A 24323-nucleotide genomic window follows, 5' to 3' on the forward strand; every position below is an offset into this window, starting at 1 on the left:
ATGTAGAGGAGGTCGACATGCGCAAAGCGATCGTGGTCGGCGGAGGAATCGGCGGACTCAGCGCCGCCATCGGACTGCACGGCATCGGCTGGGAGGTCACCGTCCTGGAACAAGCGCCGGAACTCACCGCCGTGGGCGCGGGCATCTCCCTGTGGCCGAACGCCCTGCGCTCACTCGAAGCGCTGGGCGTCCGCCTCGACAAGCTCCAGGAACAGTCGTCCGGCGGCCTCCACGACCGGAACGGCCGCCGCATCACCCGCTGGGACGCCGACGCCTTCCGCCGTCACCACGGCCGCCCGCTCGCCGCCATCCACCGCGCCGACCTCATCGAGGCACTCCTCGACGCCCTGCCCGCCGGATGCGTCCGCACCGGCACCGCGGTCACCGGCATCGACGATCTCGACGCGGACGTCGTCGTCGCGGCCGACGGAATCCACAGTGGACTCCGGAAGCGGCTGTGGCCACGGCATCCCGAACCGGTCTACAGCGGCAGCACGGCGTTCCGCGCGGTGACCACCCTCCCTCACTCCACAGAACTCAGCACGAGCTGGGACGACGGCGCCGAGATCGGCGTCATCCCGTTGCACGACGGCCGGGTCTACTGGTGGGCGAGCTACGTCGCCGAAGCGGGGATCCGGTATGACGACCCGAAAGCCTATCTGCGGGACCGTTTCGGCGGCTGGCACGAACCCATTCCCGATCTCATCGACGCCACCCCGCCCGAGGCGCTGCTCCACCACGACCTCTACCTGCTCGGCACTCCCCTGCCGTCCTATGTGCAGGGCCGCGTCGCGCTTCTCGGCGACGCGGCGCACGCGATGCCACCGTTCCTCGGCCAAGGCGGCTGCCAGGCGATCGAAGACGCCGTCGTCCTCGCCGCCGCGCTCAGTACCACCGACGACGTCGACGCAGGCCTGAAGAAGTACGACGAGCAGCGTCGTCCGCGCAGCCAGGCGGTCGTCAAATCCTCGGTCCAGGCCGGGAAAATCGGGCCGCAGCTGCGCAATCCGCTCGCTGTCGCCGTCCGTAACGGCGTGTTCCGCCTGCTCCCCGGAGCGCTCACCGCCCGCATCGGTGCCGGAGTCAGCGGCTGGACCCCTCCCGTCCTTCGCCGACCAGCCCCGCCTCGTACGCGGTGATCGCGGCCTGCACCCGGTTCCGCGCGCCGAGCCGGTTGAGGATCGTGCTCACGTAGGCCTTCACCGTGCCCTCGACCACGAACAGCTTGCCCGCGATGTCCGCATTGGACAGTCCGGAACCGAGCAGTGCCAGCACTTCCTGCTCCCGCGGGGTCAGCTTGCCGATCAGCGCCTTCGCCTCTTCGGCACGGGACACCTGGTTGCCGGAGAAGCGGGCGATGACGCGCTGCGCGACCTTCGGCGAGAGGAACGCCGCCCCGCCCGCGACCGCGTGGATCCCGGACAGCAGTTCGCGCGGATCCCCGGATTTCAGCAGGAAGCCGCTCGCGCCGAGGCCCAGCGCGCGCTCGATGTAGGCGTCTTCGCCGAACGTGGTCAGCATGATCACGCCGATCTCGGGCAGCAGCCGCCGGATCTCCTCGGCGGCCTTGAGCCCGTCCATGACCGGCATCCGGATGTCGAGCAGGACGACGTCCGGCCTGGTCGCGCGGGCCTGCTCGACGGCGGCGCGGCCGTCCTCGGCCTCCGCGACCACCTCGATTCCGGCGTCCGCGGCCAGGATCGCCGACACCCCGGCGCGGATCATCGCCTCGTCATCGGCCAGCACCACCCGGATCATCCGGGTTCCCCCTTTGCTCGTCTTCGGTGATCACGTCCTTCGCCACCAGTTTCCCGTCGGCGAAGCACAGCCTGTAGGCCTCGTAGTTCAAGTTGAACACGGTGCGCTCGGTGCCGTAGTACTCGCACACCGCGCCCTTGGGCACCGGCGGCTCGAGCACCCGCGGCCGCGCGATCCGCTGATCGCCCGGCAGAAGGGGCGCGATCTCCGCCCGTGTCTGGCCGACCCGGATCCGGTCGTAGCTCCCGCTCGCGAGAACGGAGCCGTACCACTGGACGAGGAACACCGCCCCGCTGATCCCGACGACCACGCCGAAGAGCCCGATCGGCACCACGATCGCCTGGATCAGGCTGCGCCGGACGTCGCGGCGGGCTCGTTCCAGCTCCCTGGCCGACGTCGACTGCCCCACTTCGGCGTCCATCGCCGCCTGGTTCTCCGGCGATTCCGCCGAAGGCGCCGCGTCGTGCGGCAGGGTCGCGGCGACCTCGAACCCGCCACCGCTCGGCCCCGCCCGCAGTGTCCCGCCGACCAGCCGGACCCGTTCCCGCAGGCCGATCAGGCCACGGCGTCCCGATGACCGGCCGGGCAACGGTCCGGCGGGCGGCGCCGCGTTGACGACCAGGACGTCCGTGCGCCCCGCGGACCGCGTGACCCGGACGGTGACGGCGGCACCGGGCGCGTGCTTGACCACGTTGGTCAACGACTCCTGGACCACGCGGTAGGCCGCGCGGTCGACCATCCGCGGCTCATCGTCGCCGGGCCCATCCACAGAGGACTCGATCAGGACACCGGACGCCCTGGCCCGGTCGAGCAGCTCTTCGACGCTCTCGTCCACCGGCTCGGTCGGGGCGTCGTCCTCCCGCAGCACGCCGATGATCTCGCGCAGCCGTTCGGTGGCGATCGCGGCGCTGTGCCGCAGCTCTCCCGCGGCCTGCCGCTGCCGCTCGTCGAGGCCGCCCGCGACCTCCAAGGCCGCCGCGCGCACGGCGATGAGACTCAGCTCGTGCCCCAGCGAATCGTGCATGTCGCTGGCGATCCGGGTGCGTTCGCGCAGGCGCGCGCGGTCGGCGACGAGCCGCTGACGGCTCTCCATCTCCTCCGCGCGCCGCCAGCCGTCGCGCGCCATGTCCTCACGCTGGCGGATGTAGCGGCCCAGCAGCCACGGCGTCACCGACGCGAAGACCAGGACCCCGAGCAGGGCGCCCCACGCCGAGAAGCCGTCCTTGCTCCACAGCAACGCCACCGGGACCGCGACCACCGAGACGGTGGCGAAAACGATCAGCATCGGCTTCGCGATCGGCCGCCGATAGCCGGCGAGATAGCTCACCGCGACAAGGAGGAAGCCTTCCCAGATCGGTACCCGCCCGCCGAAGCTGCCCAAGATGACGAAACTGGCGACCATCGCGATGGCGAGCGAGACCACCGGATGACGACGCCACAGCACGACCGCGACCGTGACCGCGCTCAACCCGGCGATCAATTCCCAGCGGTTCGGGTTGTTCCCCGCGTCGATGAGCACGAACCCGCAGAGGCCGAGCCACAGCGCGACGTCCATGACCACCCGCCAGCCGCGCCGCGCGGGCTCCTCACCGTCCTTCACGCAACGGGACGCTACAAGCCGTGACGGGCGGTCCGCCATGGACGAAAGTAAAGGTCCCCCGCTTCCGCCGCCCCTCGGCGGCCCGATGAGGCATGATGATCGACCATGGCCGAGCGCACACTCTCCGGTCAGCTAGGCGGTCCTGTCCCGGCAGGCATCGAAGCGCTGGCCGACGACGAGAAACAGGACCTCTCCGACGCGGTACGCGACGCGCGCCACCGCCAAGCCAAGGCTTTGGCCGAAGCGGGCGAAGAGGGCCTGAAGTACGTGCCCGCGCTGCTGCGTGGCGCCGTCCGCAAGGCGGTGGGCCTGTGACCACCGAAAACTTCGCTTCGCAGGCGGAGATCCTCAAACTCGCGCGTGTCCTCGGGACCACCCCCGAGCGACTCGCCTACCTGGAAAACGTGGACGCCGCCGAACTCCAGGCGTTCCGTGAGCAGGTCACGGACACGCTGTTCGACGCCAACCGCGCCGCCCTCGAGCGGATGGCGATGGCGAGCAAGCTCGTCCCCTCCCCGATTCTGGCGAAGATCGCCGAGAAGGTCTTCGGCCCGCTTCTGTGCGCCCGGATCGCCGGGCTGGTGGACGTCTCCCGGGGCGTCGACGTCGCGAAACGGCTGCAACCGCGGTTCCTGGCCGATGTCGCGGCCGAACTGGACCCGCGCCGGGCGAGCGCGATCATCACCCGGATCCCGCTCGACACCGTCGTCGCGGTCGCCGGGGAACTGGTGCGCCGCGAGGACTGGATCACCGTCGGCCGGTTCGTCGGCCACCTGCCCGACCCGACGGTGCGGAAGGCCCTCGCCGTCATCGGCGACGAAGCGCTGATCCGGATCGCGTTCGTCCTCGACGACAAGGGCCGGATCGACCACGTCCTCGGCCTGCTGTCCGAGGAGCGGTTCCGGGGCCTCCTGCGGGTCGCGGCCGCCGCCGAGGACCTGTGGCCGCCGCTGCTCGACCTCCTCACCCACTTGAGCGAGAAGCGGATCGAGCAGTGGTCGCATCTGCTCGGCGAACTCCCGCCCGCACTGCGTGAGCGCGTCGAAGAGACCCTCGGCCAAGCCTCCTGATCCCGCCGGGGGAGCAAGGGACCTTTGCTATCGTTTTGAGCCGAAACCCCTGGTCAGAAGCTCCCCGCGCCGCCACACACCGGCCGTCAGCGGCACCCCGGGACGATACGCGAGGTGCGTCACCGAAGGCGCTTCGAGCACCTGAAGGTCCGCCCGCGCGCCAGCCCGGATCACGCCGACGTCGTCCCTGCGCAGAGCACGAGCGCCGCCCGCCGTCGCCGACCAGACGGCCTCATCGACGGTCATCTGCATCTGCAGCACCGCGGTCGTGACGCAGAACGCCATCGACGTCGTGTACGAGCTGCCCGGGTTCGCGTTGCTGGCCAGAGCGACCGTCGCACCCGCGTCCAAGAGCCGCCGCGCGGGAGCCAGCGGCTGCCGGGTCGACAGGTCGCACGCCGGCAACAGGGTCGCGACGGTGTCCGAAGCGGCGAGAGCCTCCACGTCCGCTTCGCTCAGGTACGTGCAGTGGTCGACACTCGCCGCCCCCAACTCGACGGCGAGCCGCACCCCGGGCCCCTCCCCCAACTGGTTCCCGTGCACCCGCAGCCCCAGGCCACGTTCCCGCGCCGCCTTCAGCACCCGCCCGGACTGCGCCTCGTCGAACGCGCCGGTCTCGCAGAACACGTCCGCCCACCGCACGAGCGGCGCCACGGCGTCGAGCATGTCACCGCACACCAGGTCCACATAGGACTCCGCGTCGGCACCAGGCGGCACCAGATGCGCGCCGAGGAAGGTGACCTCGTCGGCCACCCCTGCGGCGATCCGCGCCGAGCGCACCTCGTCTTCGACGTTGAGCCCGTACCCGGTCTTGGTCTCCAGACAGGTGGTTCCCTGCTTCGCCGCTTCGTCGACGTGCCGCCGCAGGTTCGCCGTCAGCTGCTCGTCGGAAGCCGACCGCGTCGCCTCGACGGTGACCGCGATGCCCCCGGCGCTGTACGCCTTCCCGGCCATCCGTGCCTCGAACTCGGCCGTCCGGTCCCCGGCGAAGACGAGGTGCGTATGGCTGTCCACCCAGCCGGGCAGCACCGCGCGGCCCTCGACGTCGATCCGCTCGTCCGCGTCGGGCACGTCCGCCGCCGCGCCCGCCCAGGCGATCTCCTCGCCCTCGATGACGACGGCGGCGTCGCGGAGCTTGCCCAGTTCGGGGTCGTTCGTGGTGAGTTCGCCGATTCCCGTGATCAGGACTGCCACAATGCCTCGATCTCCTTGGCCAGGACCGTTTCCGGCCGGTCGATCAGCTGATGCACGCCCTCGCGGACGATCTCACGCCCGGCGACGACCACGTCCCGGACGTCCGCCCCGGAAGCGGCGAAGACCACCCCGGACGGCTCGATCCCCGCGGTCCGCACCGACCCGAGCCCGACCGTGACCAGGTCCGCACCCGCACCCGGGGCCAGCCTGCCCACCTCGTCCCAGCCGATCGCGCCGTGATCGGTCGCCGCCGCGAGCAGCTCCTCCGCGGTGAACCTGCCGCGCTGCTCGCTGGCGAGCCGTTCGTTCAGTTCCAGCGCCCTGGTCTCCTCGAACGCGTCGACGACCGCGTTGCTGTCGCTGCCGAGCGACAGCCGCACCCCCGCGTCCAGCAACGTCCGCGCCGGACCGATGCCGTCGCCGAGATCCCGCTCGGTCGTCGGGCAGAAACACGCGCGGCTCCCCGCCTCGCCGAGCCACTTGATGTCGCCCGGTGTCAGATGTGTCGCGTGCACCGCGGTGAGGCGCTCGGTGAGCACTCCGTTGTCCCAGAGCAGTCCCGTCGGAGTCCAGTGATAGGCCGCCATGCACTGCTCGTTCTCGGCGCGCTGCTCGGAAAGATGAATGTGCAGCGGACGATCCTCCGGTGTCCCGCTGTCCACTTCGGACAGTTGGTCTTCGGGAACGGCGCGCACCGAATGGATCGCGCCACCCACCCGGAACGTCGCGTCCTCCCGCAATTCGCTGGCTCGTTGCGCCCACTTCGTGGCCGTCCCATCGGAGAACCGCTGCTGGACTTCGTCAGGTTCGACGCCGATGCCGCCCGCGAGGTAGCACGTGTCGAGCAACGTCAGCCGGATCCCGGCGTCCGCGGCGGCCTGCCGCAACGCCACGCCCATCGCGTTCGGCCGGGCGTAAGGCTTTCCGCCCGGCGCGTGGTGCAGGTAATGGAACTCGCCGACACTCGTGTACCCGGCCAGCACCATCTCCGCGTAGACCCCGCGGGCCAGGCGGTAATACGAGTCCGGATCCAGCCGGGACGCGAGCGAGTACATCCGCTCGCGCCACGTCCAGAAGGTCCCGCGGTCGTGATGCGTCCGGCCGCGCAGCGCACGATGGAACGCGTGCGAATGCCCGTTCGCGAACCCCGGCAGCGTCAGTCCACTCAGGACGGATCCGGCGCGGGGCGCGTTCGCCGTCACGGACGTGATCGTTCCGCCGTCGACCTCGATCCGGACGGCATCGGCGATCCCGTCCGGCAGCCAGGCCCGTTCGCACCAATATGTCGTCATGTCGACAGTTTCTCCAGGACTTCCGCGAGGGCACGGGCGCCGTGGTCGACGTCCTCCGCCTCCGAGAACTCCTCCGGGGAATGACTGATACCGGTGGGGTTACGCACGTACAGCATCCCGGACGGGACGAACCCGGCGAGGATCGCCGCGTCGTGCCCGGCGCCGGTCGGCAGCTCCGGCGGCCCGCCCAGCCAGGTGCCCAGATCGCGGCGCAGCGCGTCGTCGAAGACCACGTCGTCAGAGTACGACTCCCTGGTCACCTCGACCCGGCAGCCTTCCTGACCCGCGGCTTCCTCGGCCAGCTTGGCGATCTCCGCGACGAGCGCGGGAGTTTCGGCACCCGGCACCCGCGCGTCCAGCCACAGGTCCACAGTGGACGCGATGACGTTGGTCCCGCCTGGCACCGGCACGAGCCTGCCGACCGTTGCCCTCGCGTCGGCGGTCGCCTTCGCCAGTTTCCGCACGGCGAGCACGGTCTCCGCCGCCGGGATCATCGGATCACGCCGATCACCGATCAGCGTCGCACCGGCGTGGTTTCCCTGTCCGTGAAAGGAGAATCGCCATCGTCCGTGCGCGATCACCGTGTTGCCGACGGCGACCGGCGAGCCGAGGTCGATCAGCCCGCGCCCCTGCTCGACGTGCAGTTCGAGGAACCGCCCGATCAGGCCGAGCCGCTCGGGATCACGGCCGACCCGCTCGGGGTCGAGACCGGATTTCGCCGCCGCTTCGGCGAACGTGACGCCGTCTGGGTCCCGCAGGCCACGCGCCTTGTCCGCGTCGATGGTGCCGGTCAGCAGCCGCGAACCGAGGCACGGCACACCGAAACGGCCACCCTCCTCCTCGGCGAAGACCACGACGGCGAACGGCTTGGCGGGACGGAAACCCTTGGCCTGCAAGATCTCCACCGCGTCGAGCGCGCTCGCGACGCCGAGCGGGCCGTCGAAGGCGCCGCCGCCGGGAACCGAATCGAGGTGGCTCCCGGTGACGACGGCGTCCGGACCGGGGGTACCCCACCAGGCCCAGATGTTGCCGTTGCGATCGGTCTCGACGCCGAGTCCGAGCCGTCCCGCACGCTCGACGAACCACGCGCGCAGTTCGGTTTCGGCGGCGTCGAAGGCATGGCGCGAGTAGCCGCCCCGCTTCGGATCGCGGCCGACGTCCGCGATCTCCTCCAGCAGCGAGGACGCGGTCACTCGGCGTCCCGCATCGGCACCCGCACACCGCGCTCGTCGGCGACGTCGGCCGCGCGGTCATAGCCGGCATCGACGTGCCGGATGACGCCCATGCCGGGGTCGTTGGTGAGCACGCGTTCGAGTTTCTGTGCCGCCAGCAGGGTTCCGTCCGCCACGCTGACCTGGCCGGCGTGGATGGAGCGGCCCATGCCGACGCCGCCGCCGTGGTGGATCGACACCCAGCTGGCGCCTGACGACGTGTTGACCAGCGCGTTCAGCAGCGGCCAGTCGGCGATCGCGTCGGAACCGTCGGCCATGCCCTCGGTCTCGCGATACGGCGACGCGACACTGCCCGAGTCGAGGTGGTCGCGGCCGATGACGACCGGCGCCTTCAGTTCGCCGCTGGCCACCATCTCGTTGAACCGCAGACCCGCGAGGTGCCGCTCGCCGTAGCCGAGCCAGCAGATCCGCGCCGGAAGTCCTTGGAAGGCGACGCGTTCGCCCGCCAGCTTGATCCACCGGGCCAGCGATTCGTTCTCCGGGAACAGTTCCAGCATCGCGCGGTCGGTCGCCGCGATGTCCTCCGGGTCACCGGACAACGCCGCCCAGCGGAACGGGCCGTTGCCTTCGCAGAAAAGCGGGCGGATGTAGGCGGGCACGAACCCGGGGAAGTCGAAAGCGCGTTCGCAGCCGCCGAGCTTCGCCTCACCGCGCAGGGAGTTGCCGTAGTCGAAGACCTCGGCGCCCTTGTCGAGGAAGCCGAGCATCGCGTCGACGTGCTCCGCCATCGATTCGCGGGCGCGTTCGGTGAACTCGTCGGGCTTCTTGTCCGCGTAGTCCTGCCACTCGTCGACGGCGACGCCCTTGGGCAGGTAGGAAAGCGGGTCGTGCGCGGATGTCTGGTCGGTGACGATGTCGACCTCGACACCGCGGCGCAGCAGTTCGGGCAGCACCTCGGCGGCGTTGCCGACCACACCGACCGACAGCGCGCGCTTCTCCTTCTTCGCGGCCTCCACCCGGCGGATGGCGTCATCGAGGTCGTCGGCGACCTCGTCGAGGTAGCGGGTCTCGACGCGGCGGTGGGCGCGCTGCGGGTCGCATTCGATGACGAGCGCGACGCCGTCGTTCATCGTGACGGCCAGCGGCTGCGCGCCACCCATGCCGCCGAGGCCGGCGGTGACGGTGAGCGTGCCCTTGAGGCTGCCGCCGAACCGCTTCTTCGCGACAGCGGCGAAGGTTTCGTACGTGCCCTGGAGGATTCCTTGCGTACCGATGTAGATCCAGGAACCCGCGGTCATCTGGCCGTACATGGTCAGGCCCTGCGCCTCCAGGCGGCGGAATTCCGGCCATGTCGCCCAGTCGCCGACGAGGTTGGAGTTCGCGATGAGCACCCGCGGCGCCCATTCGTGCGTGCGGAACACGCCGACCGGCTTGCCGGACTGGACGAGCAGGGTCTCGTCACTGTCCAAAGTGGTCAGTTCGCGGGTGATCGCGTCGAAGCTGGCCCAGTTGCGGGCGGCCTTGCCGGTGCCGCCGTAGACGACCAGGTCCTCGGGCCGCTCGGCGACCTCGGGGTCGAGGTTGTTGTGGAACATCCGCAGCGCGGCTTCGGTCTGCCAGTTCTTCGCGGTGAGCGTGGTGCCTCGGGCGGCACGGACCGTGCGGGTCATGGGCTCAGACCTCCAGTTGGGCCGCGGCGAGGACGGCACCCGACGCGACGAGTTCTTCGGCGGCGGCGATCTCCGGCGCCAGATGACGGTCGGGGCCCGGGCCCTCGACCTTGGTACGGACGAGATCCCGGACCCGGCCGGTGACCGGCGACGGGACCAGGGGCGCGCGCATGTCGAGCGCCCGCGCGGCGGTGAGCAGTTCGATGGCGAGGACGGTGTTGAGCCCCTCGACGGCCTTGCGCAGCTTGCGCGCGGCGGACCAGCCCATGGAGACGTGGTCCTCCTGCATGGCGCTGCTCGGGATCGAATCGACCGACGCCGGAACCGCGAGACGCTTGAGTTCGCTGACCACGGCCGCCTGCGTGTACTGGGCGATCATGTGGCCGGAGTCGACGCCGGGGTCGAACGCGAGGAACGGCGGCAACCCGTGCGAACGGGCCTTGTCGAGCATGCGATCGGTACGACGCTCGGCGATGCTGGCGACGTCCGCGAGCGGGATGGCGAGGAAGTCGAGCACGTAGGCGACCGGCGCGCCGTGGAAGTTGCCGTTCGACTCGACTCGACCATCGGAGAGGACGACCGGGTTGTCGACCGCGGAGTGAAGCTCACGCTCGGCGACGAGTTCGGCGTGCGTGAGACTGTCGCGTGCGCCTCCGTGCACCTGGGGCGCGCAGCGGAGCGAGTAGGCGTCCTGGACGCGATTGCAGTCGGGGCCGCGGTGGCTCTCGACGATCTTCGAGTCCTGAAGCGCCGTCCACATGCGCAGAGCACTCCGGGCCTGTCCCGGGTGCGGACGCAGGGCCTGGAGGTCGGCGGCGAAGGCGCGATCGGTGCCGAGGAGCGCTTCGACGCTCATCGCCGCGGTGATGTCGGCGGTGTCGAGAAGCTTGCGCAGATCGGCGGCGGCCAGCAGGAGCATGCCGAGCATGCCGTCGGTCCCGTTCGTGAGGGCGAGCCCCTCCTTCTCCGCGAGAACGACCGGCTCGATCCCAGCGTGCTTCAGCGCTACGCCGGCCGGGACGACTTCGCCGTTGTACTCGACTTCGCCCTCCCCCATCAGCGCGAGCGCGACAGCGGCCAGGGGCGCGAGGTCGCCGGAGCAGCCGAGAGAGCCGTACTCGTGGACGAGCGGGGTGATCCCGGCGTTGAGAAGGGCCGCAAGCGCTTGCGCGGTCTGCGGGCGGATGCCGGTGTACCCGCTGGCGAGCGTACGGAGACGCAGCAACATCAGCGCGCGCACGACCTCGGTCTCGACGACCGGACCGGCGCCTGCCGCGTGCGAGCGGATCAGCGACCGCTGCAGCGCCGTGCGGCTCTCGAGCGGGATGTGCCTGGTGGCGAGGGCCCCGAAGCCCGTCGAAACGCCGTACGTCGGCTTCTCGGCGTGGGCGAGGTTGTCGATGTGCTGACGCGTCGCGGCGAGGTTCTTCTCGGCCGCTTCGCTGACCGCGACGGGCGAGTGGTCACGGGCGACCGCGACGACCTGTTCGGGCCGAAGCGGTTCGGACCCCAGAAGTACGGTTTCCGGCATAGCCCCATTGGACAACGCCATGCCCGCTGGTGGGCGGCCCCAACCGGTGGTTGTGTCTGGTATCCAAGACACAGCGGAAGAGAGCAGGGGACCTTTGCTATCGCGCCCACGCCGGGACGGGGGTGTGTGGAAATAGGGACGTTGAGTGTCCCTATTTCCACACACCCCCCACGCTGCGTAGCGATGGTTGCTGACCGTGTGGATTTTGCTGCGTTAGATGAAGCTAAATCCACACAGCCCCGGCGCCCACCTGCGGAAAGAGAGCAAGGGACCTTTGCTATCGCTTCTCTCAACGTTGAGACAGGCGATAGCAAAGGTCCCTTGCTCCCTCGCTGAGCGAAACAGGAGGTCAGCATGGGTGAGAGCAGCGAAGTACCGGCCCTCCGGCGCGGCCTCGGCATCCTCCGCGCCCTCGCCGCGCGCCCGGGTCCGGTGTCCGCGGCCGCGATCGCGCGCGAACTCGGCCTTCCGCGCTCGACGACGTATCACTTGCTCGCCGAGCTGGAGGCTGCCGGTTTCGTGGCGCACTTACCCGCCGAGCGCCGGTACGGCCTCGGCATCGCCGCGTTCGAACTCGGCTCGGCCTACCTGCGGCACGACCCGCTGGAGCGGCTCGCCGTCCCGTTGCTGCGCAAACTCGCCGACCGGGTCGGGCACACCGCGCATCTCGGCGTGCTGCACGGCAACGAGTCGCTCTACCTGGTCAAAGAGCGCCCCACGCGCCCCGAAACCCTGGTCACGGAGGTCGGCGTCCGGCTGCCGGGGCAGCTCACGGCGTCCGGCAGGGCGATCCTGCGGCACCTGCCGTCGCCGCATGTCCGCGCGCTTTTCCCGGCCGCGTCGGCGTTCGTCCTGCGCACCGGCCGCGGCCCGCGGACCCTCGCTGAACTGCGCCGGACGTTGAACGCGGAGGGCAGGCTCGGCTGGGCGGTCGAAGACGGCCATGTCACCGAAGGATTCGCCTCGGTGGCCTGCCCGGTCTTCGACCACGGCGGCCGGCCGATGGCCGCGATCAGCGTGACCCTGCGCCATCTCTGCCCGGGGGCGGAGGGATGCGAGGAAACTTGGCCTGACCTCGCGGAAGAGGTCCGGCTGACCGCGGCCGAACTGACCACCCGGATCGGGGGTCAGGTGCGCTGAGCGTGCTTCTTCTGGACTCCTTCGAGGCCCAGCATCGCCAGCAGTTCGGCGCAGTCGAGGGCGTCCGAAGAGTGCCCGGCGACGGTCCTTGCGGCCCGGCCGTTCTGCACGGTGAGGCGGATTTCTTCTTCAGCCCGCACACCTGCCATCCGGCTCTGGTCTTCTGCGGGATCGGGACGACTGGAATGCCTAGCCCAGGTCATCTGCCACCTTCTTCCGGCCCTCCGGCGACACGGGGTCGGTTCGAAAGAGGGCCATGGTCGGACACACAGCATGACATCCCTCCCCGCGACAGTTCCCGGCGCGGGTGAATTGAGACGAAAACGATCTAGATTTTGCTACTCTCCGTGATCCAAAAAAGTCTCCAGCCGGGCGTTGAACGGCTCACCGGTGTCCGGCACCAAATGCGCCATTCCCGCCACGACATCGCGGCGCGCACCGGTCCGTTTCGCGATCTCGTCGGCGATGATTTCGTACTCCCGCCGATGATCGCCGGTCAGCACGAGCATCGGGAAATCCGCTGAGGCCAACACATCGAGCGGCAATTCCGCGTCTCCCGGCGGTCGCATCCCGAGCAAGGCCCTGGCACCGCGCCGCAACGTCTCCGGCACCGGATCCGGGATCGGCAACGGCACCCCGGCGAGTGGGAAGAAGACCTTGAAGACCTCCTGAGGGTCCTCCAGCGAGCCGGCGAGCAGCCGCCTCAGTTCGGCGTCCCACGCGTCGACTCCCTCGTCTCCTCTCACGACCCCGGTCGCGGGCGGTTCGACGACGGTGAGCGTCCGGACCATCTCGGGCCGTCGCGCGGCGGCGAGCATCGCGACGATCGCGCCGTAGGACAGCCCGACCAGATGCGCGGGCTCGTCGAGCAACTGTTCCGCGATCAATCCGGCGTCGACTTCGAAGTCCTGCACGCCGTCCGGCGACTTCCCGTGGCCGGGCCGGTCCGGCGCGAACAGTGTCCACCGCTCGGTCAACGGCCGCTGCGCCCGCCACGCCTCCCGTCCGCCCAGCAGCACGCCGTGGACGAGCACGACACGAGGTCCGGATCCCCACTGATGTACGTGAAGCCGCATACTCCGAGGATATCCGTCGATTCAGTCAACATGACGGGTCGTGCAGCATGCCAGAAGCGCCACAGGGTTCGCCTCAGCCCCGCATAGCCAGTCGTGTTACGAAACAAAAAGTATGATGGTCTGAGTTTTTTAGATCTCTGACCTGCGAAAACCCGGCAACATCTGGGGCAGCCATGTTCCCAGGCCACGTGATAGACTCTGCTCCGCAGACACACCTGTGTCTTCATGGCCCCCGGTCAACACCGGTAGGGCCATTTTTTGTTGCCAAGCCCTCGTGCTCCCACACGAGGGCTTTTTTCGTACTAGGAGAACAAATGCCTTTTCCAGAGAATGCCGTAACCCTCATCGCAGCTCTGACGATGTGGTCATGGTGTGCAACGACGTTGTACGCCATGCGGACCGTGCGCGTTCTCTCCGTGACGGCGATCAACAGGGCCAATCCTTGCGATCTCGCCGCCGTTCTAGGTGCTCTTCCTGGTGCAATCGGCGGATTGAGCCGTTTTCGGATGGTCATGAGAGGAGCCGCGTGAACGGGAGTGACCCGACTGCCAGAGCCGCCATCCACTCCGGTAATGGCGACGTCCTCGGGGCGGCTCTTGCCCAACTGGAGGGCAACGACGCGGACATCATCGTGCTCCGCGAAGCATTCGAGGTGCCGATGACCGTGATCATTCGTCTCTACAAGGCCACGAGACAGCAAGTACTTCCGGACTTCGACTATCTCGGCCACGTCCACGGCATCATGGCAGGCGCACGCCACCAGGTGAGAGACTTCCTGGCGCAGGAAGGCTTCACCGCCGATGACCTGGACTGGCACAACTCGGCTGCCGTCCGCGACATCGGGGCACGATACCGAGTTCATCATCTCGTGCCATGCCAGCATTGCGGCGATTCGAAGATACCGATGCTCAGCAGAACCGGACGACCACGTGAATACTGCTCGGATGCGTGCCGGCAGGCGGCCTACCGACGTCGACAGGCAAACCCGGCCGCTGCAGCCGCGTATCTGGACGACCCGGCCGCAGGGCTCCGGCCCTGCTTCGCCGGGTTCGAACGCAGTATCCCCGCCGATAGCCGTTTCAAACTCGTCGCGCTCGAGAAGTCCGGAGCCATCAGCATGGAGAGAATCACGATCAACGCAGCCAGCGACGCGAAGTTCGAGCATCACATCGAAGATCACCTCTGGTGGCGTCGATGGTCCCCCCAGAGCCCGTTCCTTCACGCTGCCCGTGCAGCACTCGCCCACCTGCGCTCCCGTGGCTTGAATCTGGATGAAGTGTTCTTACACGGGCAGGACATTCACAGCGAGATCACGCCGTACGCAGTGGGGTTCACCTGCCGCTACCTGCCTGCCATGCGTCGAGTCTTCGTAAGATTCGGCGGGACTGAATGGATCGAGTTCCCTCGCGTCTCCACGGGACCGACCCTGCCGTGCCTTCGGATCCGGGCCCTTGATCACGTGAAGTTGTCAACGTTCAAGCAGCACAGCTTGGACGCTATGTGACACCGGACGGCGAATGCTCTGTACGAGCGCTCGCCGTCCTCACACGACATTTGACAACGCCGCACTCAGTCGACTAAACGCGAGAAGCGGCCCCACCCCGAGGGGCAGGGCCGCTTCCGCTGACCAGTGGAGGTGCCGGGAATTGAACCCGGGTCCTCTGGCGTATCACCAGGGCTTCTCCGTGCGCAGTCCGCTATGTCTCTACTTGGCCCCTTCAGTCACGCGAACAAGCTGAAGTGACGAGCCCAGCCACTGTTTGTTTCCCAACCACACTCCGTAGCCGAGTGTGACGGTAAGCCTCCTAGCTGATGCCGGTGACCGGGTCGGAGGCGACCCCGGACCGACAGAGTTGCTCTACTGCTTAGGCAGCAAGAGCGAACTCGCGCTGGCTCTTAGGCTCGGCGCTTATTGGTTTGCGATGACGCTTACGGTGGTCTCTCGCCTGCACCGGCACGCTTCTCCTGATTCAACGTCCAAAGTCGAAACCGTTCACCCCCTTGTAGGGACCTGTCCATCATAACGCGGACGGCAACAGGGTTATTTCCGGCGGTGGGGCTAGCCCCACCTGGGAGATGCCCGCGGGCACCATGTCATCCGCCCCCTCCGGAGACGATCCTTGTCCCATCGATCCTGGAGAGGAGCACGACCATGAGTTCGCTAGCGGCCGAGCGGGAGCTGCGCAGGTCCGATCCGTCGTTCGGCGGCTCGCTGGTCTACCTGCTGATGAACCTGCCGATGGGCGTGCTGGCCTTCGCGCTCCTGATGGCGTTCGGCTGGCTGGGCATCGGCACGGCGATCGTCTGGATCGGGCTGCCCATCCTCGCGCTGGTGATCCTGTCGGTCCGCGGCGCGGCCCGGATGGAGCGCGCGAGGGTCTACGCGCTGCTGGACCGCTACATCGATCTCCCGTACCTCCCGCTGCCCGCCGCCGCCCAGTCGGTGCGCTGGAAGGCACGGCTGAAGGACGGCTCGACCTGGCGTGACCTGAGCTACTTCCTGCTGCTGTTCCCGGTCGGTATCATCGAGTTCGTGCTGGTCACGGTCTTCTGGTCGACCAGTCTCGGTCTCGCCGGCCTGCCGATCTACTACCGCTTCCTCCCGGGCGGCGAGTACCGCTTCCCCAGCTGGGACCTGCCGTGGTTCACCGTCGACTCGACGGTTTCGGCGCTGCCTTGGGCGGCTCTCGGAGTGCTGTGCATCGCCCTCTCGGTAGCGTTGACGAAAGCGCTGGCGGGGATGCACGCCCGGCTGGCGACGGCGCTGCTCGGGCCCACCCACGCCCAGCGCCGCCGCCTGGAGGATTCATGGGGCGAGGTTCCGACGATGGACGCGGTGCGCGGATGACGATCGACCAGCAGGTGAAGCACGTCGAGATCCCGCGGCCACGGCCGCTGAGATCGATCGTCTACATGTTCGTCAGCTTCCTGTTCCGGCTGCTCCAGTTCATTTTGATCATCGTCGGCCTGGCGGTCGGCATCGGGACGGCCGTGGTGTGGATCGGCTTCCCGATCCTCATGGCCACGACCAGCTTCATCCGCTGGTCCGGCGACCGCGAACGGGGCTGGGCGAGGAAGATGCTCGACACCCCGCTGGAGCCGATCGAGCGGCTTCCCGTCGAGGGACTTTCACTGGTCAAGCGCTGGCTGACCCGGTTGACCGATCCGACGACCTGGCGCGACCTCGCCTACCTGATGGTGGCGTTCCCGTTGGCCTGCGTGGAATTCCCGATCGCGATCGCGTCGATCGTGCTGCTGCCGATGGCGATCTGGGTGACCCCGTGGCTCGCCTGGCTGCACGGCAATCTGGCGTTCTCGCTGCTGGGCCCGAACCGCACTCAGCGGCTGGAGCAGAAGGCGGAGCACCTGCAGGCGTCGCGGGCCCGTGGTGTCGACGCCGCCGAGGCCGAACGGCGCCGCATCGAACGCGATCTGCACGACGGCGCGCAGCAGCGCCTGGTCGCCGTCGCGATGAGCCTTGGGCGTGCCAAGTCGAAGTTCGACCAGGATCCGGCCGCCGTGCGCGAACTGATCGACGAAGCCCACCTCGACGCGAAGCTCGCGGTGTCGGAACTGCGCGACCTCGCCCGGGGCATCTACCCGGCCGTACTCGGCGACCGCGGGCTCGACGCCGCGCTGTCCGCGCAGGCCGCCAAGTCGCCGATTCACGTCGACGTCGAGGTGGACGTCGAACCGCGGCCTCCCGCCGCGGTCGAGACGACGGCGTACTTCATCGTCGGCGAGACGCTGACGAACATCGCGAAGCATTCGGGTGCGACCGAAGCGGGCGTGAAGGTGTGGCGTACCGATTCGATGGTGATCGTCGAGATCACCGACAACGGGCACGGCGGTGCCGAGGTCCGGCCCGGCGGCGGTCTCGCCGGGCTCGCCGACCGGGCGGCCACGATCGACGGCGTGATCACCGTCGTCAGCCCGCCAGGTGGCCCGACGGTGATTCGGGCGGACCTGCCGTGTCAATGGTGACCCGCTCGTGAGTGAATAGGCGCTGCCATTCACTCACGACGCTGGGGGCAGCATGCGGGTTGTCATCGCCGAAGACGCGGTTCTGTTGCGCGAGGGGGTGATCCGCCTGCTCGCCGACGAGAACATCAAGACCGTCGCGGCCGTGGACAACGGCGACGACCTGCTGGACGCGGTCAAGGAGCACCGGCCGGATCTCGCGATCGTCGATGTACGGATGCCGCCCACCTTCACCGACGAGGGCCTGCGCGCGGCGCTGGGTGCCCGTGAAGCCATCCCCGGACTGCCCGTCCTGGTGCTTTCGCAGTACGTCGAAGAGAGCTACGCCGTCGAACTGCTCTCCGGCGGCGCCGGCGGCGTCGGCTACCTGCTCAAAGAGCGCGTCGCGGACGTCGGGGACTTCCTGGACGCGGTGAAGCGGGTCGCCGGTGGCGGTACGGCCATCGACCCGGACGTCATCGCGCAGCTGATGGCACGCGGCCGCAAGAACCCGCTCGACGCGCTCACCGCACGCGAATCCGAGGTGCTGGGGCTGATGGCGCAAGGCCTGTCGAACACCGCGATCGCGAACTCGCTCGTCGTCTCGCACGGCGCCGTCGAGAAGCACATCGGCAACATCTTCTCGAAGCTCGGCCTGGAGGCCAGTTCCGAAGAACACCGCCGGGTCCGCGCGGTCCTGACGTACTTGGGGCGCTGACCTGCGCGAAGAGAGCAAGGGACCTTTGCTATCGCCTCTCGACGACGCTGAAGTAGCTCTTGGTGGCGACGCCGTCACTCACCTAACATTGGCAGACTGTTGGTGAGCGACGAGCCGGACCGAGGAGGACCCATGACCGACAGGCCCTCCCACAGCGCGCGCTTCTTCGGTGGTCCGCTCGACGGGCGAGTCCAGGAACTCGGTGACACCGAGCCGATCGCGGGCACCGTCCTCAAGCACGTCCATCTCCACGACGGGCCGAAGATCGAGACCCGCTACGAACTCGGCCTCGCCGAGGACGACTGCTGGGAATTCCGGCTCTGCGCCGCCCCGGTCCCGGAGCCCGCACCGCGCCCGGAGCCCGAACCCGACGGCGTGGGGTAGGGAAAACTCCACCTTCGAAGGGCGAAAACAGGAAGACGGATACGGCGGCCCGCACCGCTGTGTCCGAAGGCCCGAAATACCAGGCTTCTTGGCATGCACACGAGCCAGAAGCGGGGCCGGGACCGGTTCCTCGACATCGTCCGAGCGGTCGCGATCCTCGCGGTCGTCGTTCAGCACTGGGGCATGCCGGTGCTTTCCTACTCCGACGGCCACCTCTCCACCGGCAACGCCCTCGCGACGCCCGGCTGGTGGGTCATCACGTGGGCCTCGCAAGTGATGCCGCTGGTCTTCTTCGCCGGTGGCGCGGCGAACCTGATCTCGCTCAACCGCGCGGAGAGTTCCCGGTCCTGGCTCGCGGCCCGGCTCAAGCGGCTGATGCTCCCGGTACTGCCGCTCGTGGCCGTCTGGCTCTTCGTCCCGGACATCCTGCGCGGTATGGGCATCCCGGATCAGCCGCTGCAGGTCGGCGGCGCGATCGCCGCGCAGCTGCTGTGGTTCCTGGCCGTCTACGTGCTCACCGTGTTGCTCACCCCGCTCATGGCCGCGGCACATCGCCGCTGGGGCCTGAAGGTCCCGCTCGTGATGCTCGCCGCCGCCGTCCTCGTCGACGTCGCCCGTTTCAACGACCTCGGCCTGATCGGTTTCGCGAACGCGATCTTCGTCTGGGTCGCCGTGCACCAGCTCGGTTTCCACTACACACAGGGCCGTCTCGGCTCCCTCGGCCGCAACTCCGCACTGGGCATGTCCGCCGCAGGCTTCGGCGTCACCGCGCTGATGGTCGCCTTCGGTCCCTACCCGGCCAGCATGATCGGCATGCCGGGCGCGCCGGTGTCGAACATGAGCCCGCCGACCGCGCTGCTGGCCTTCCTCGCGATCGGCCAGATCGGTCTGCTGCTGGCCTTCAAGCCGCGGCTGAACGCCTTGGCCGCGCGTCCGAACCTCGAAGCCGCGCTGAAGTGGATCGGCCCGCGGTTCATGACCGTCTACCTGTGGCACATGCCGGCGCTGATCGTCGTCTCCGGGGTCGCGGTCTACGGCCTGGGGTACTCGACTCCCGAACCTGGTTCGGTGCTGTGGCTGACGATGCTCCCGGCTTGGCTCGGCGCCTGCGGGCTGGTGCTTCTCGGTCTCCTGCGGCTCTTCGCCCGCTTCGAGACGCAGGACCCCGGCCCCGCGTCGACCGCTCGCACGCCTCAGCTCGTCCTGGCCGGGCTGGCGATCTCCGGCGGCCTGCTCGGGCTGGCCGCGCACGGTTTCGCCCCGCTGAGCGACGGTCTCACGCAGGGCGCGGTGCCGTGGGTGGCGCTGGCGATGGGTGGTTTCTCCTTGGCAGGCAAGGAGATCCAGGTCGCCGCCCTGGGGACACGACTGCTCGGCCGCGCCGTCTCGGTCACCGAGCTGGCGCAGCTCAAACGCTGAGCAGCTTCGCGGGGGTGTCGTGCAGCACCGCCCGGAGGAACGGCTCACCCAGGCGATCGTCGGCCGCCCAGCCGGCGATCGCCTGCAGCTGGGTGGCGTAGGAGTACGGGATGTTGGGGAAGTCGGTACCGAGCACGACGCGATCGGGGAACTCCGCCAGCAGGTCCGCCCAGTCCGGCGGGAGCGGATTGCCGGGCTGGGTGAACTCCACCCCGACCATCGTGGTGTCGAGGTACACCCGCGGATACTTCCGCGCCAGCTCGAACGCGAAGTCGATCTCCGGCATGCCGGCGTGCGCGAGCACCAGCGTCAGTCCGGGATGCCGGACCAGGATCTCCTCGAAGAGCCGCAGTCCGGTGTAGGCGCCCCGCAGCGGTCCGTGTCCACAGTGGACGACCACCGGGACGCCCGCGTCCGCCAGCGCGCCCCAGACGCCGTCCAGCAGCTCGTCACGGGGATCGTAGGCGCCGACCTGGACATGCGCCTTGAAACAGCGGGCACCCGCGCGCAGGGCACCGTCCACAACGGACAGGGCCGACGGCTCGGGATAGAACGTCCCCGTCGGCACGGCGTCCGGGACCCGCTCGGCGAACTCCAGCGCCCAGGACGTCAGCCATTCGGCCATCCCGGGTTTGTGCGGATAGACCAGCGGCGCGAACTTGCGCACGCCGAACGAACGCAGGGTTTCGACCCGTTCTTCTTCGGAGGTGCGGTAGTGCACCGGCCAGGCCATGCCGTAGTGCTCCTCGGCCTGGTCGAAGTAGGCCCACACCTTGTCCATGACCGGTTTCGGCAGGAAGTGCAGGTGAAGGTCCACGAGCCCGTCGATGCCCAGCGCCGAGATCCAATCCGGGATTTCGGCGTCCGAGGCGGGCCCGTGGATCAATCGGTGTACCGGCCCTTCAGCGCCCGGCCCATGGCCCGGCTGATGGTGCGGTCCGCGTCCCGTTTGGCGATGTCCTGACGCTTGTCGTAGGACTTCTTGCCCTTCGCGAGCGCGATCTCGACCTTGACCTTGCCGTCCTTGAAGTACATCGACAGCGGGACCAGCGAGAGGCCGCTCTCCTTGGTCTTGCCGATGAGCTTCTCGATCTCCTGCCGGTGCAGCAGCAGTTTCCGGGTGCGCCGTGGCGTGTGGTTCGTCCAGGTGCCCTGCACGTACTCCGGGATGTGCACGTTGCGCAGCCAGACTTCGCCGTCGTCCACCGTGGCGAACGCGTCGGCCAGTGATGCCCGTCCCTCACGCAGGCTCTTCACCTCGGTACCTACGAGCACGAGACCGGCTTCGTAGGTGTCGAGGATGGAGTAATCGTGCCGAGCCTTGCGGTTCGACACGATCACCTTGTGTCCACGTTCCTTGGGCATAGTGGCGACTCTACGTGAGTTTCTGTGTTCGAGCAGGTGGTTATCGGGCGGGCTAGTGGCGCACGTACAGGCGCAGTGTCACGTATCCGGTGATCGCCGAAATGATGACCGAGACGGCGAGCAGGATCGGCGCCACCGGGAACAGCAATTCGAGCATGCTGATCGCCGGGAACACGTCTCCCGTGAGCACCAGGTCGAGCAAGAACACCTTGGTGAGGATCAGGAAGACGATACCGATGAGCGCACCGACAAGGCCGGCGACCACCGCCTCCAGGAGGAACGGCAGCTGCGTGTACCAGCGGGTGGCGCCGACGAGCCGCATGATGCCGACCTCGGTGCGCCGGGTGAACGCCGACACCTGGATCGTGTTGGCGATCAGCAACAGCGCGGCCAGCGCCATGATGACCGCGGCGCCGAAGGCGAGGTTCCGGACGGCGTTGAGCGCGTTGAACACACGGTCCAGCGCCTTCTGCTGGTCGTCGACCTTGCTGACGCCCGGTTTGCCGGTGTACTCCTGGATGATCGCCTGGCTGCGTTCGGGGTTCTTCAGCTTGACGTGCAGCGACGCGGGCAGCGCGTCCGGGCCGGTGAGCGCGAGCAGTTCCGGCTGGCTCTCGAACATCTTCTTGAACCGTTCGAAGGCCTGCGCACGGTTTTCGTACACGACCGACTCGACGCCGTCGTTGCCCTGGAGACTCTGGCGCAGCGACTGGCAGGCCGACTGCGAGCAGTTCGGGTCACCCGCGCTGATGTCGTTGACCAGATAGACCGAAACCTCGACGTCGGAGAGGAAGTTGGCCTTCATCTTGTCGATCGTGCCGACGGCCAGCAGGCCGATGCCGAGCATGGCGAGGGAGACCGCGGTGGTGAGGATCATCGCGATGGTCATCGTGACGTTCCGGCGCAAGCCGGTGACTACCTCGCTGAAGACGAAACTGGCGCGCATCGGGGTTGATGTCCCTTGGAAGTCGTGGGTAACGGAGGAGGGCGGGGCCGGTCAGCGGCCGATGCCGTAGACGCCTCGGGCGTCGTCACGGATGACCTTGCCGAGCTGGAGTTCGACGACCCTTCGCCGCATCGAGTCCACGATCGAATGGTCGTGGGTGGCCATCAGCACCGTCGTGCCGGTGCGGTTGATCCGCTCCAGCAGCAACATGATGTCCTGGCTGGTGTCGGGGTCCAGGTTCCCGGTCGGTTCGTCGGCGAGCAGCACGAGCGGGCGGTTCACGAACGCGCGCGCGATCGCGACGCGCTGCTGCTCACCACCGGAGAGTTCGTTGGGCAGGCGGTCGGCCTTGCCGTCGAGGCCGACGAGTTCGAGCACCTCGGGCACGACCTTGCGGATCGTCGGGCGCGGCTTGCCGATCACTTCGAGCGCGAAGGCGACGTTCTCGGCGACGGTCTTGTTCGACAGCAGGCGGAAGTCCTGGAAAACGCAGCCGATGGTCTGCCGCAGGCGCGGCACCCGGCGGCGGGCGAGCTTGGCGACGTCGAAGTTGGAGACCATCACGCGACCCTTGCTCGGCACCTCTTCGCGCAGCAGGAGGCGCAGGAAGGTCGACTTGCCGGATCCCGAGGGACCGATCAGGAAGACGAACTCACCTTTGTCGATCTCGACCGACACCCTTTCGAGGGCGGGACGGGTCGAGGTCTTGTAGACCTTGGAAACCTCTTCGAGCCGGATCACGGTTCGGCATACTACCCATGCCGCTCGTTAAGCCCGGGTAGCCCGGTCCCGGCGGCCAAGCGAGCAAGGGACCTTTGCTATCACTCTCTCCCGGAAAGTGATAGCAAAGGTCCCTTGCTCTCTCACGCAGGGTTGTTACGCGGCTCCGGACTGCTTGCGCCAGCGGATGCCGGCCTCCAGGAAGCCGTCGATCTCACCGTCGAGCACCGACGACGGGTTGCCGACCTCGAACTCGGTCCGCAGGTCCTTGACCATCTGGTACGGGTGCAGCACGTAGGAGCGCATCTGGTTGCCCCAGCTCGAGCCGCCGTCCTTGAGCGCGTCCATCTCAGCGCGCTCCTCCTCCTTCTTCCGCAGCAACAGCCGCGCCTGGAGGACCTTCATCGCCGCCGCCTTGTTCTGCAGCTGCGACTTCTCGTTCTGGCACGACACGACCACGCCGGTCGGGATGTGCGTGATGCGCACCGCCGAGTCGGTCGTGTTGACGCTCTGGCCACCCGGGCCGGACGAGCGGTACACGTCGACGCGGATGTCCTTCTCGGGGATGTCGACGTGATCGACCTCCTCGACCTCGGGCATCACCTCGACGTGCGCGAAGGAGGTCTGGCGACGGCTCTGGTTGTCGAACGGCGAGATGCGCACCAGCCGGTGCGTGCCCTGTTCGACCGAGAGCGTGCCGTAGACGTAGGGGGCCGTCACCTTGAACGTGGCCGACTTGATCCCCGCCTCTTCGGCGTAGGAGATGTCGTAGACGTCCGTCGGGTAGTTGTGCCGCTCCGCCCAGCGCAGGTACATCCGGAGCAGCATCTCGGCCCAGTCGGCCGCGTCCACGCCACCCGCCTCGGACCGGATGGTGACCACGGCGTTGCGCGGGTCGTATTCACCCGACAGGAGGGTGCGGACCTCGAGCCCGTCGATGTCCTTGGTGAGCGCCGTGAGCTCGGACTCGGACTCGGCCACACTGGCGGAGTCGCCCTCGGCCTCGGCCAGTTCATAGAGGACGCCCAGATCGTCGAGCCGCTGACGCAGCTCGGAAATGCGGCGCAGCTCACTCTGCCGGTGGGACAGCTGGCTGGTGACCTTCTGCGCCGCTTCGGGGTCGTCCCAGAGGTTCGGGCTGGAGGCCTGTTCCTCCAGCTCGGCCACCTGGGCACGCAGCGCGTCCAGGTCCATCACCGACTCGATCTGCGTCAGCTTGCCGGTCAGGTCCTTCAGGGCCGCATCGAACTCATCACTCACGTCGGACAAGGTTACGGCAAAACCCACGACCGGTTGCGGGGAACCGGT

Annotated in this window: 24 protein-coding genes and 1 other RNA gene; 10 read left to right on the plus strand and 15 right to left on the minus strand. The window is 68.4% G+C overall.

Annotated features, from left to right (window positions below):
* The first annotated feature begins 17 nt into the window (after window positions 1-17).
* Window positions 18-1139, plus strand: coding sequence for an FAD-dependent monooxygenase (locus SD37_RS34850; RefSeq protein ID WP_044856343.1), 1122 nt, complete (start codon window positions 18-20; stop codon window positions 1137-1139).
* On the opposite strand, the gene SD37_RS34855 is transcribed toward SD37_RS34850, so the two are convergent.
* Both SD37_RS34855 and SD37_RS34860 read right to left on the minus strand, forming a co-directional pair.
* Window positions 1084-1758: a response regulator transcription factor gene (locus tag SD37_RS34855; RefSeq protein WP_044856344.1), complete on the minus strand. Its 675-nt coding sequence runs from the start codon at window positions 1756-1758 to the stop codon at window positions 1084-1086. The genes SD37_RS34850 and SD37_RS34855 overlap by 56 nt on opposite strands.
* Window positions 1733-3313: a sensor histidine kinase gene (locus SD37_RS34860; protein WP_044856398.1), complete on the minus strand. Its 1581-nt coding sequence runs from the start codon at window positions 3311-3313 to the stop codon at window positions 1733-1735. The genes SD37_RS34855 and SD37_RS34860 overlap by 26 nt, the downstream gene beginning before the upstream one ends.
* Before the next feature lie 150 nt (window positions 3314-3463).
* Between SD37_RS34860 and SD37_RS34865 the strand changes: the two genes are divergently transcribed.
* Window positions 3464-3673 carry a hypothetical protein gene (locus SD37_RS34865; protein WP_044856345.1) on the plus strand — a complete coding sequence of 70 codons (210 nt, stop codon included), beginning with the start codon at window positions 3464-3466 and terminating at the stop codon, window positions 3671-3673.
* The gene (locus SD37_RS34870; RefSeq protein WP_044856346.1) at window positions 3670-4428 is read left to right on the plus strand and encodes a hypothetical protein; all 759 of its coding nucleotides are present in this window, start codon (window positions 3670-3672) and stop codon (window positions 4426-4428) included. The genes SD37_RS34865 and SD37_RS34870 overlap by 4 nt, the downstream gene beginning before the upstream one ends.
* A 27-nt stretch (window positions 4429-4455) precedes the next feature.
* Here the strand turns inward: SD37_RS34870 and hutI are convergent, their stop codons facing one another.
* Genes hutI through hutH form a run of 5 tightly spaced genes read right to left on the minus strand, consistent with a single transcriptional unit; the run spans window position 4456 to window position 11287 of the window.
* Entirely contained in the window at window positions 4456-5622 is a 1167-nt protein-coding gene (gene hutI / locus SD37_RS34875) for an imidazolonepropionase (protein WP_044856347.1), read from the minus strand.
* Window positions 5610-6914 (minus strand): formimidoylglutamate deiminase, encoded by a 1305-nt coding sequence (locus SD37_RS34880; RefSeq protein WP_044856348.1) that lies wholly within the window; start codon window positions 6912-6914, stop codon window positions 5610-5612. Before SD37_RS34880 ends, hutI begins: the two co-directional genes overlap by 13 nt.
* Window positions 6911-8107, minus strand: a complete 1197-nt coding sequence (locus tag SD37_RS34885) for an allantoate amidohydrolase (protein ID WP_044856349.1) — start codon at window positions 8105-8107, stop codon at window positions 6911-6913. Before SD37_RS34885 ends, SD37_RS34880 begins: the two co-directional genes overlap by 4 nt.
* Window positions 8104-9756: a urocanate hydratase gene (hutU, locus tag SD37_RS34890; protein ID WP_044856350.1), complete on the minus strand. Its 1653-nt coding sequence runs from the start codon at window positions 9754-9756 to the stop codon at window positions 8104-8106. The genes SD37_RS34885 and hutU overlap by 4 nt, the downstream gene beginning before the upstream one ends.
* 4 nt (window positions 9757-9760) lie before the next feature.
* Window positions 9761-11287 (minus strand): histidine ammonia-lyase, encoded by a 1527-nt coding sequence (gene hutH / locus SD37_RS34895; protein WP_044856351.1) that lies wholly within the window; start codon window positions 11285-11287, stop codon window positions 9761-9763.
* A gap of 354 nt (window positions 11288-11641) precedes the next feature.
* On the opposite strand from hutH, the gene SD37_RS34900 reads away from it, so the two are divergent.
* On the plus strand, window positions 11642-12427 hold the full coding sequence (locus tag SD37_RS34900; protein WP_044856352.1) for an IclR family transcriptional regulator: 786 nt from the start codon (window positions 11642-11644) through the stop codon (window positions 12425-12427).
* Here the strand turns inward: SD37_RS34900 and SD37_RS42895 are convergent.
* Both SD37_RS42895 and SD37_RS34910 read right to left on the minus strand, forming a co-directional pair.
* The gene (locus SD37_RS42895; RefSeq protein WP_065913043.1) at window positions 12415-12630 is read right to left on the minus strand and encodes a hypothetical protein; all 216 of its coding nucleotides are present in this window, start codon (window positions 12628-12630) and stop codon (window positions 12415-12417) included. The two genes, SD37_RS34900 and SD37_RS42895, sit on opposite strands and share 13 nt — an antisense overlap.
* Window positions 12631-12765: 135 nt before the next feature.
* Window positions 12766-13503 (minus strand): alpha/beta fold hydrolase, encoded by a 738-nt coding sequence (locus SD37_RS34910; protein WP_044856353.1) that lies wholly within the window; start codon window positions 13501-13503, stop codon window positions 12766-12768.
* Between the two features lie 526 nt (window positions 13504-14029).
* Between SD37_RS34910 and SD37_RS34915 the strand changes: the two genes are divergently transcribed.
* Window positions 14030-15007: a hypothetical protein gene (locus SD37_RS34915; protein ID WP_044856354.1), complete on the plus strand. Its 978-nt coding sequence runs from the start codon at window positions 14030-14032 to the stop codon at window positions 15005-15007.
* 124 nt (window positions 15008-15131) lie between these two features.
* On the opposite strand, the gene ssrA is transcribed toward SD37_RS34915, so the two are convergent.
* Window positions 15132-15504: a transfer-messenger RNA gene (gene ssrA / locus SD37_RS34920) on the minus strand.
* A gap of 151 nt (window positions 15505-15655) precedes the next feature.
* Here ssrA and SD37_RS34925 point away from each other — a divergent pair.
* The 5 genes from SD37_RS34925 (at window position 15656) to SD37_RS34945 (ending at window position 19984) form a co-directional block, all read left to right on the plus strand.
* Entirely contained in the window at window positions 15656-16351 is a 696-nt protein-coding gene (locus SD37_RS34925) for a sensor domain-containing protein (RefSeq protein ID WP_044856355.1), read from the plus strand.
* Window positions 16348-17487 carry a sensor histidine kinase gene (locus SD37_RS34930; protein WP_044856356.1) on the plus strand — a complete coding sequence of 380 codons (1140 nt, stop codon included), beginning with the start codon at window positions 16348-16350 and terminating at the stop codon, window positions 17485-17487. The genes SD37_RS34925 and SD37_RS34930 overlap by 4 nt, the downstream gene beginning before the upstream one ends.
* Window positions 17488-17539: 52 nt before the next feature.
* Complete coding sequence (locus SD37_RS34935) at window positions 17540-18181, plus strand: response regulator transcription factor (protein ID WP_037307660.1); 642 nt, start codon at window positions 17540-17542, stop codon at window positions 18179-18181.
* Window positions 18182-18313: 132 nt separating this feature from the next.
* Window positions 18314-18565 (plus strand): hypothetical protein, encoded by a 252-nt coding sequence (locus SD37_RS34940; protein WP_044856357.1) that lies wholly within the window; start codon window positions 18314-18316, stop codon window positions 18563-18565.
* A gap of 93 nt (window positions 18566-18658) precedes the next feature.
* The gene (locus SD37_RS34945) at window positions 18659-19984 is read left to right on the plus strand and encodes an acyltransferase family protein (RefSeq protein WP_044856358.1); all 1326 of its coding nucleotides are present in this window, start codon (window positions 18659-18661) and stop codon (window positions 19982-19984) included.
* Here SD37_RS34945 and SD37_RS34950 read toward each other — a convergent pair.
* The 5 genes from SD37_RS34950 to prfB all read right to left on the minus strand — a co-directional run bounded on the left by SD37_RS34950 (window position 19974) and on the right by prfB (window position 24275).
* The gene (locus SD37_RS34950) at window positions 19974-20870 is read right to left on the minus strand and encodes an amidohydrolase family protein (RefSeq protein WP_044856359.1); all 897 of its coding nucleotides are present in this window, start codon (window positions 20868-20870) and stop codon (window positions 19974-19976) included. The genes SD37_RS34945 and SD37_RS34950 overlap by 11 nt on opposite strands.
* Window positions 20867-21349, minus strand: coding sequence for an SsrA-binding protein SmpB (gene smpB, locus SD37_RS34955; RefSeq protein WP_037307650.1), 483 nt, complete (start codon window positions 21347-21349; stop codon window positions 20867-20869). The genes SD37_RS34950 and smpB overlap by 4 nt, the downstream gene beginning before the upstream one ends.
* A 52-nt stretch (window positions 21350-21401) precedes the next feature.
* Window positions 21402-22295, minus strand: a complete 894-nt coding sequence (gene ftsX / locus SD37_RS34960) for a permease-like cell division protein FtsX (RefSeq protein WP_037307647.1) — start codon at window positions 22293-22295, stop codon at window positions 21402-21404.
* Window positions 22296-22346: 51 nt separating this feature from the next.
* Window positions 22347-23036, minus strand: coding sequence for a cell division ATP-binding protein FtsE (gene ftsE, locus SD37_RS34965; RefSeq protein WP_005168409.1), 690 nt, complete (start codon window positions 23034-23036; stop codon window positions 22347-22349).
* Window positions 23037-23171: 135 nt separating this feature from the next.
* Window positions 23172-24275, minus strand: a complete 1104-nt coding sequence (gene prfB, locus SD37_RS34970) for a peptide chain release factor 2 (protein ID WP_020633848.1) — start codon at window positions 24273-24275, stop codon at window positions 23172-23174.
* Window positions 24276-24323 lie beyond the last annotated feature (48 nt).

Source organism: Amycolatopsis orientalis, assembly GCF_000943515.2.
Taxonomy (GTDB): Bacteria; Actinomycetota; Actinomycetes; order Mycobacteriales; family Pseudonocardiaceae; genus Amycolatopsis; species Amycolatopsis orientalis.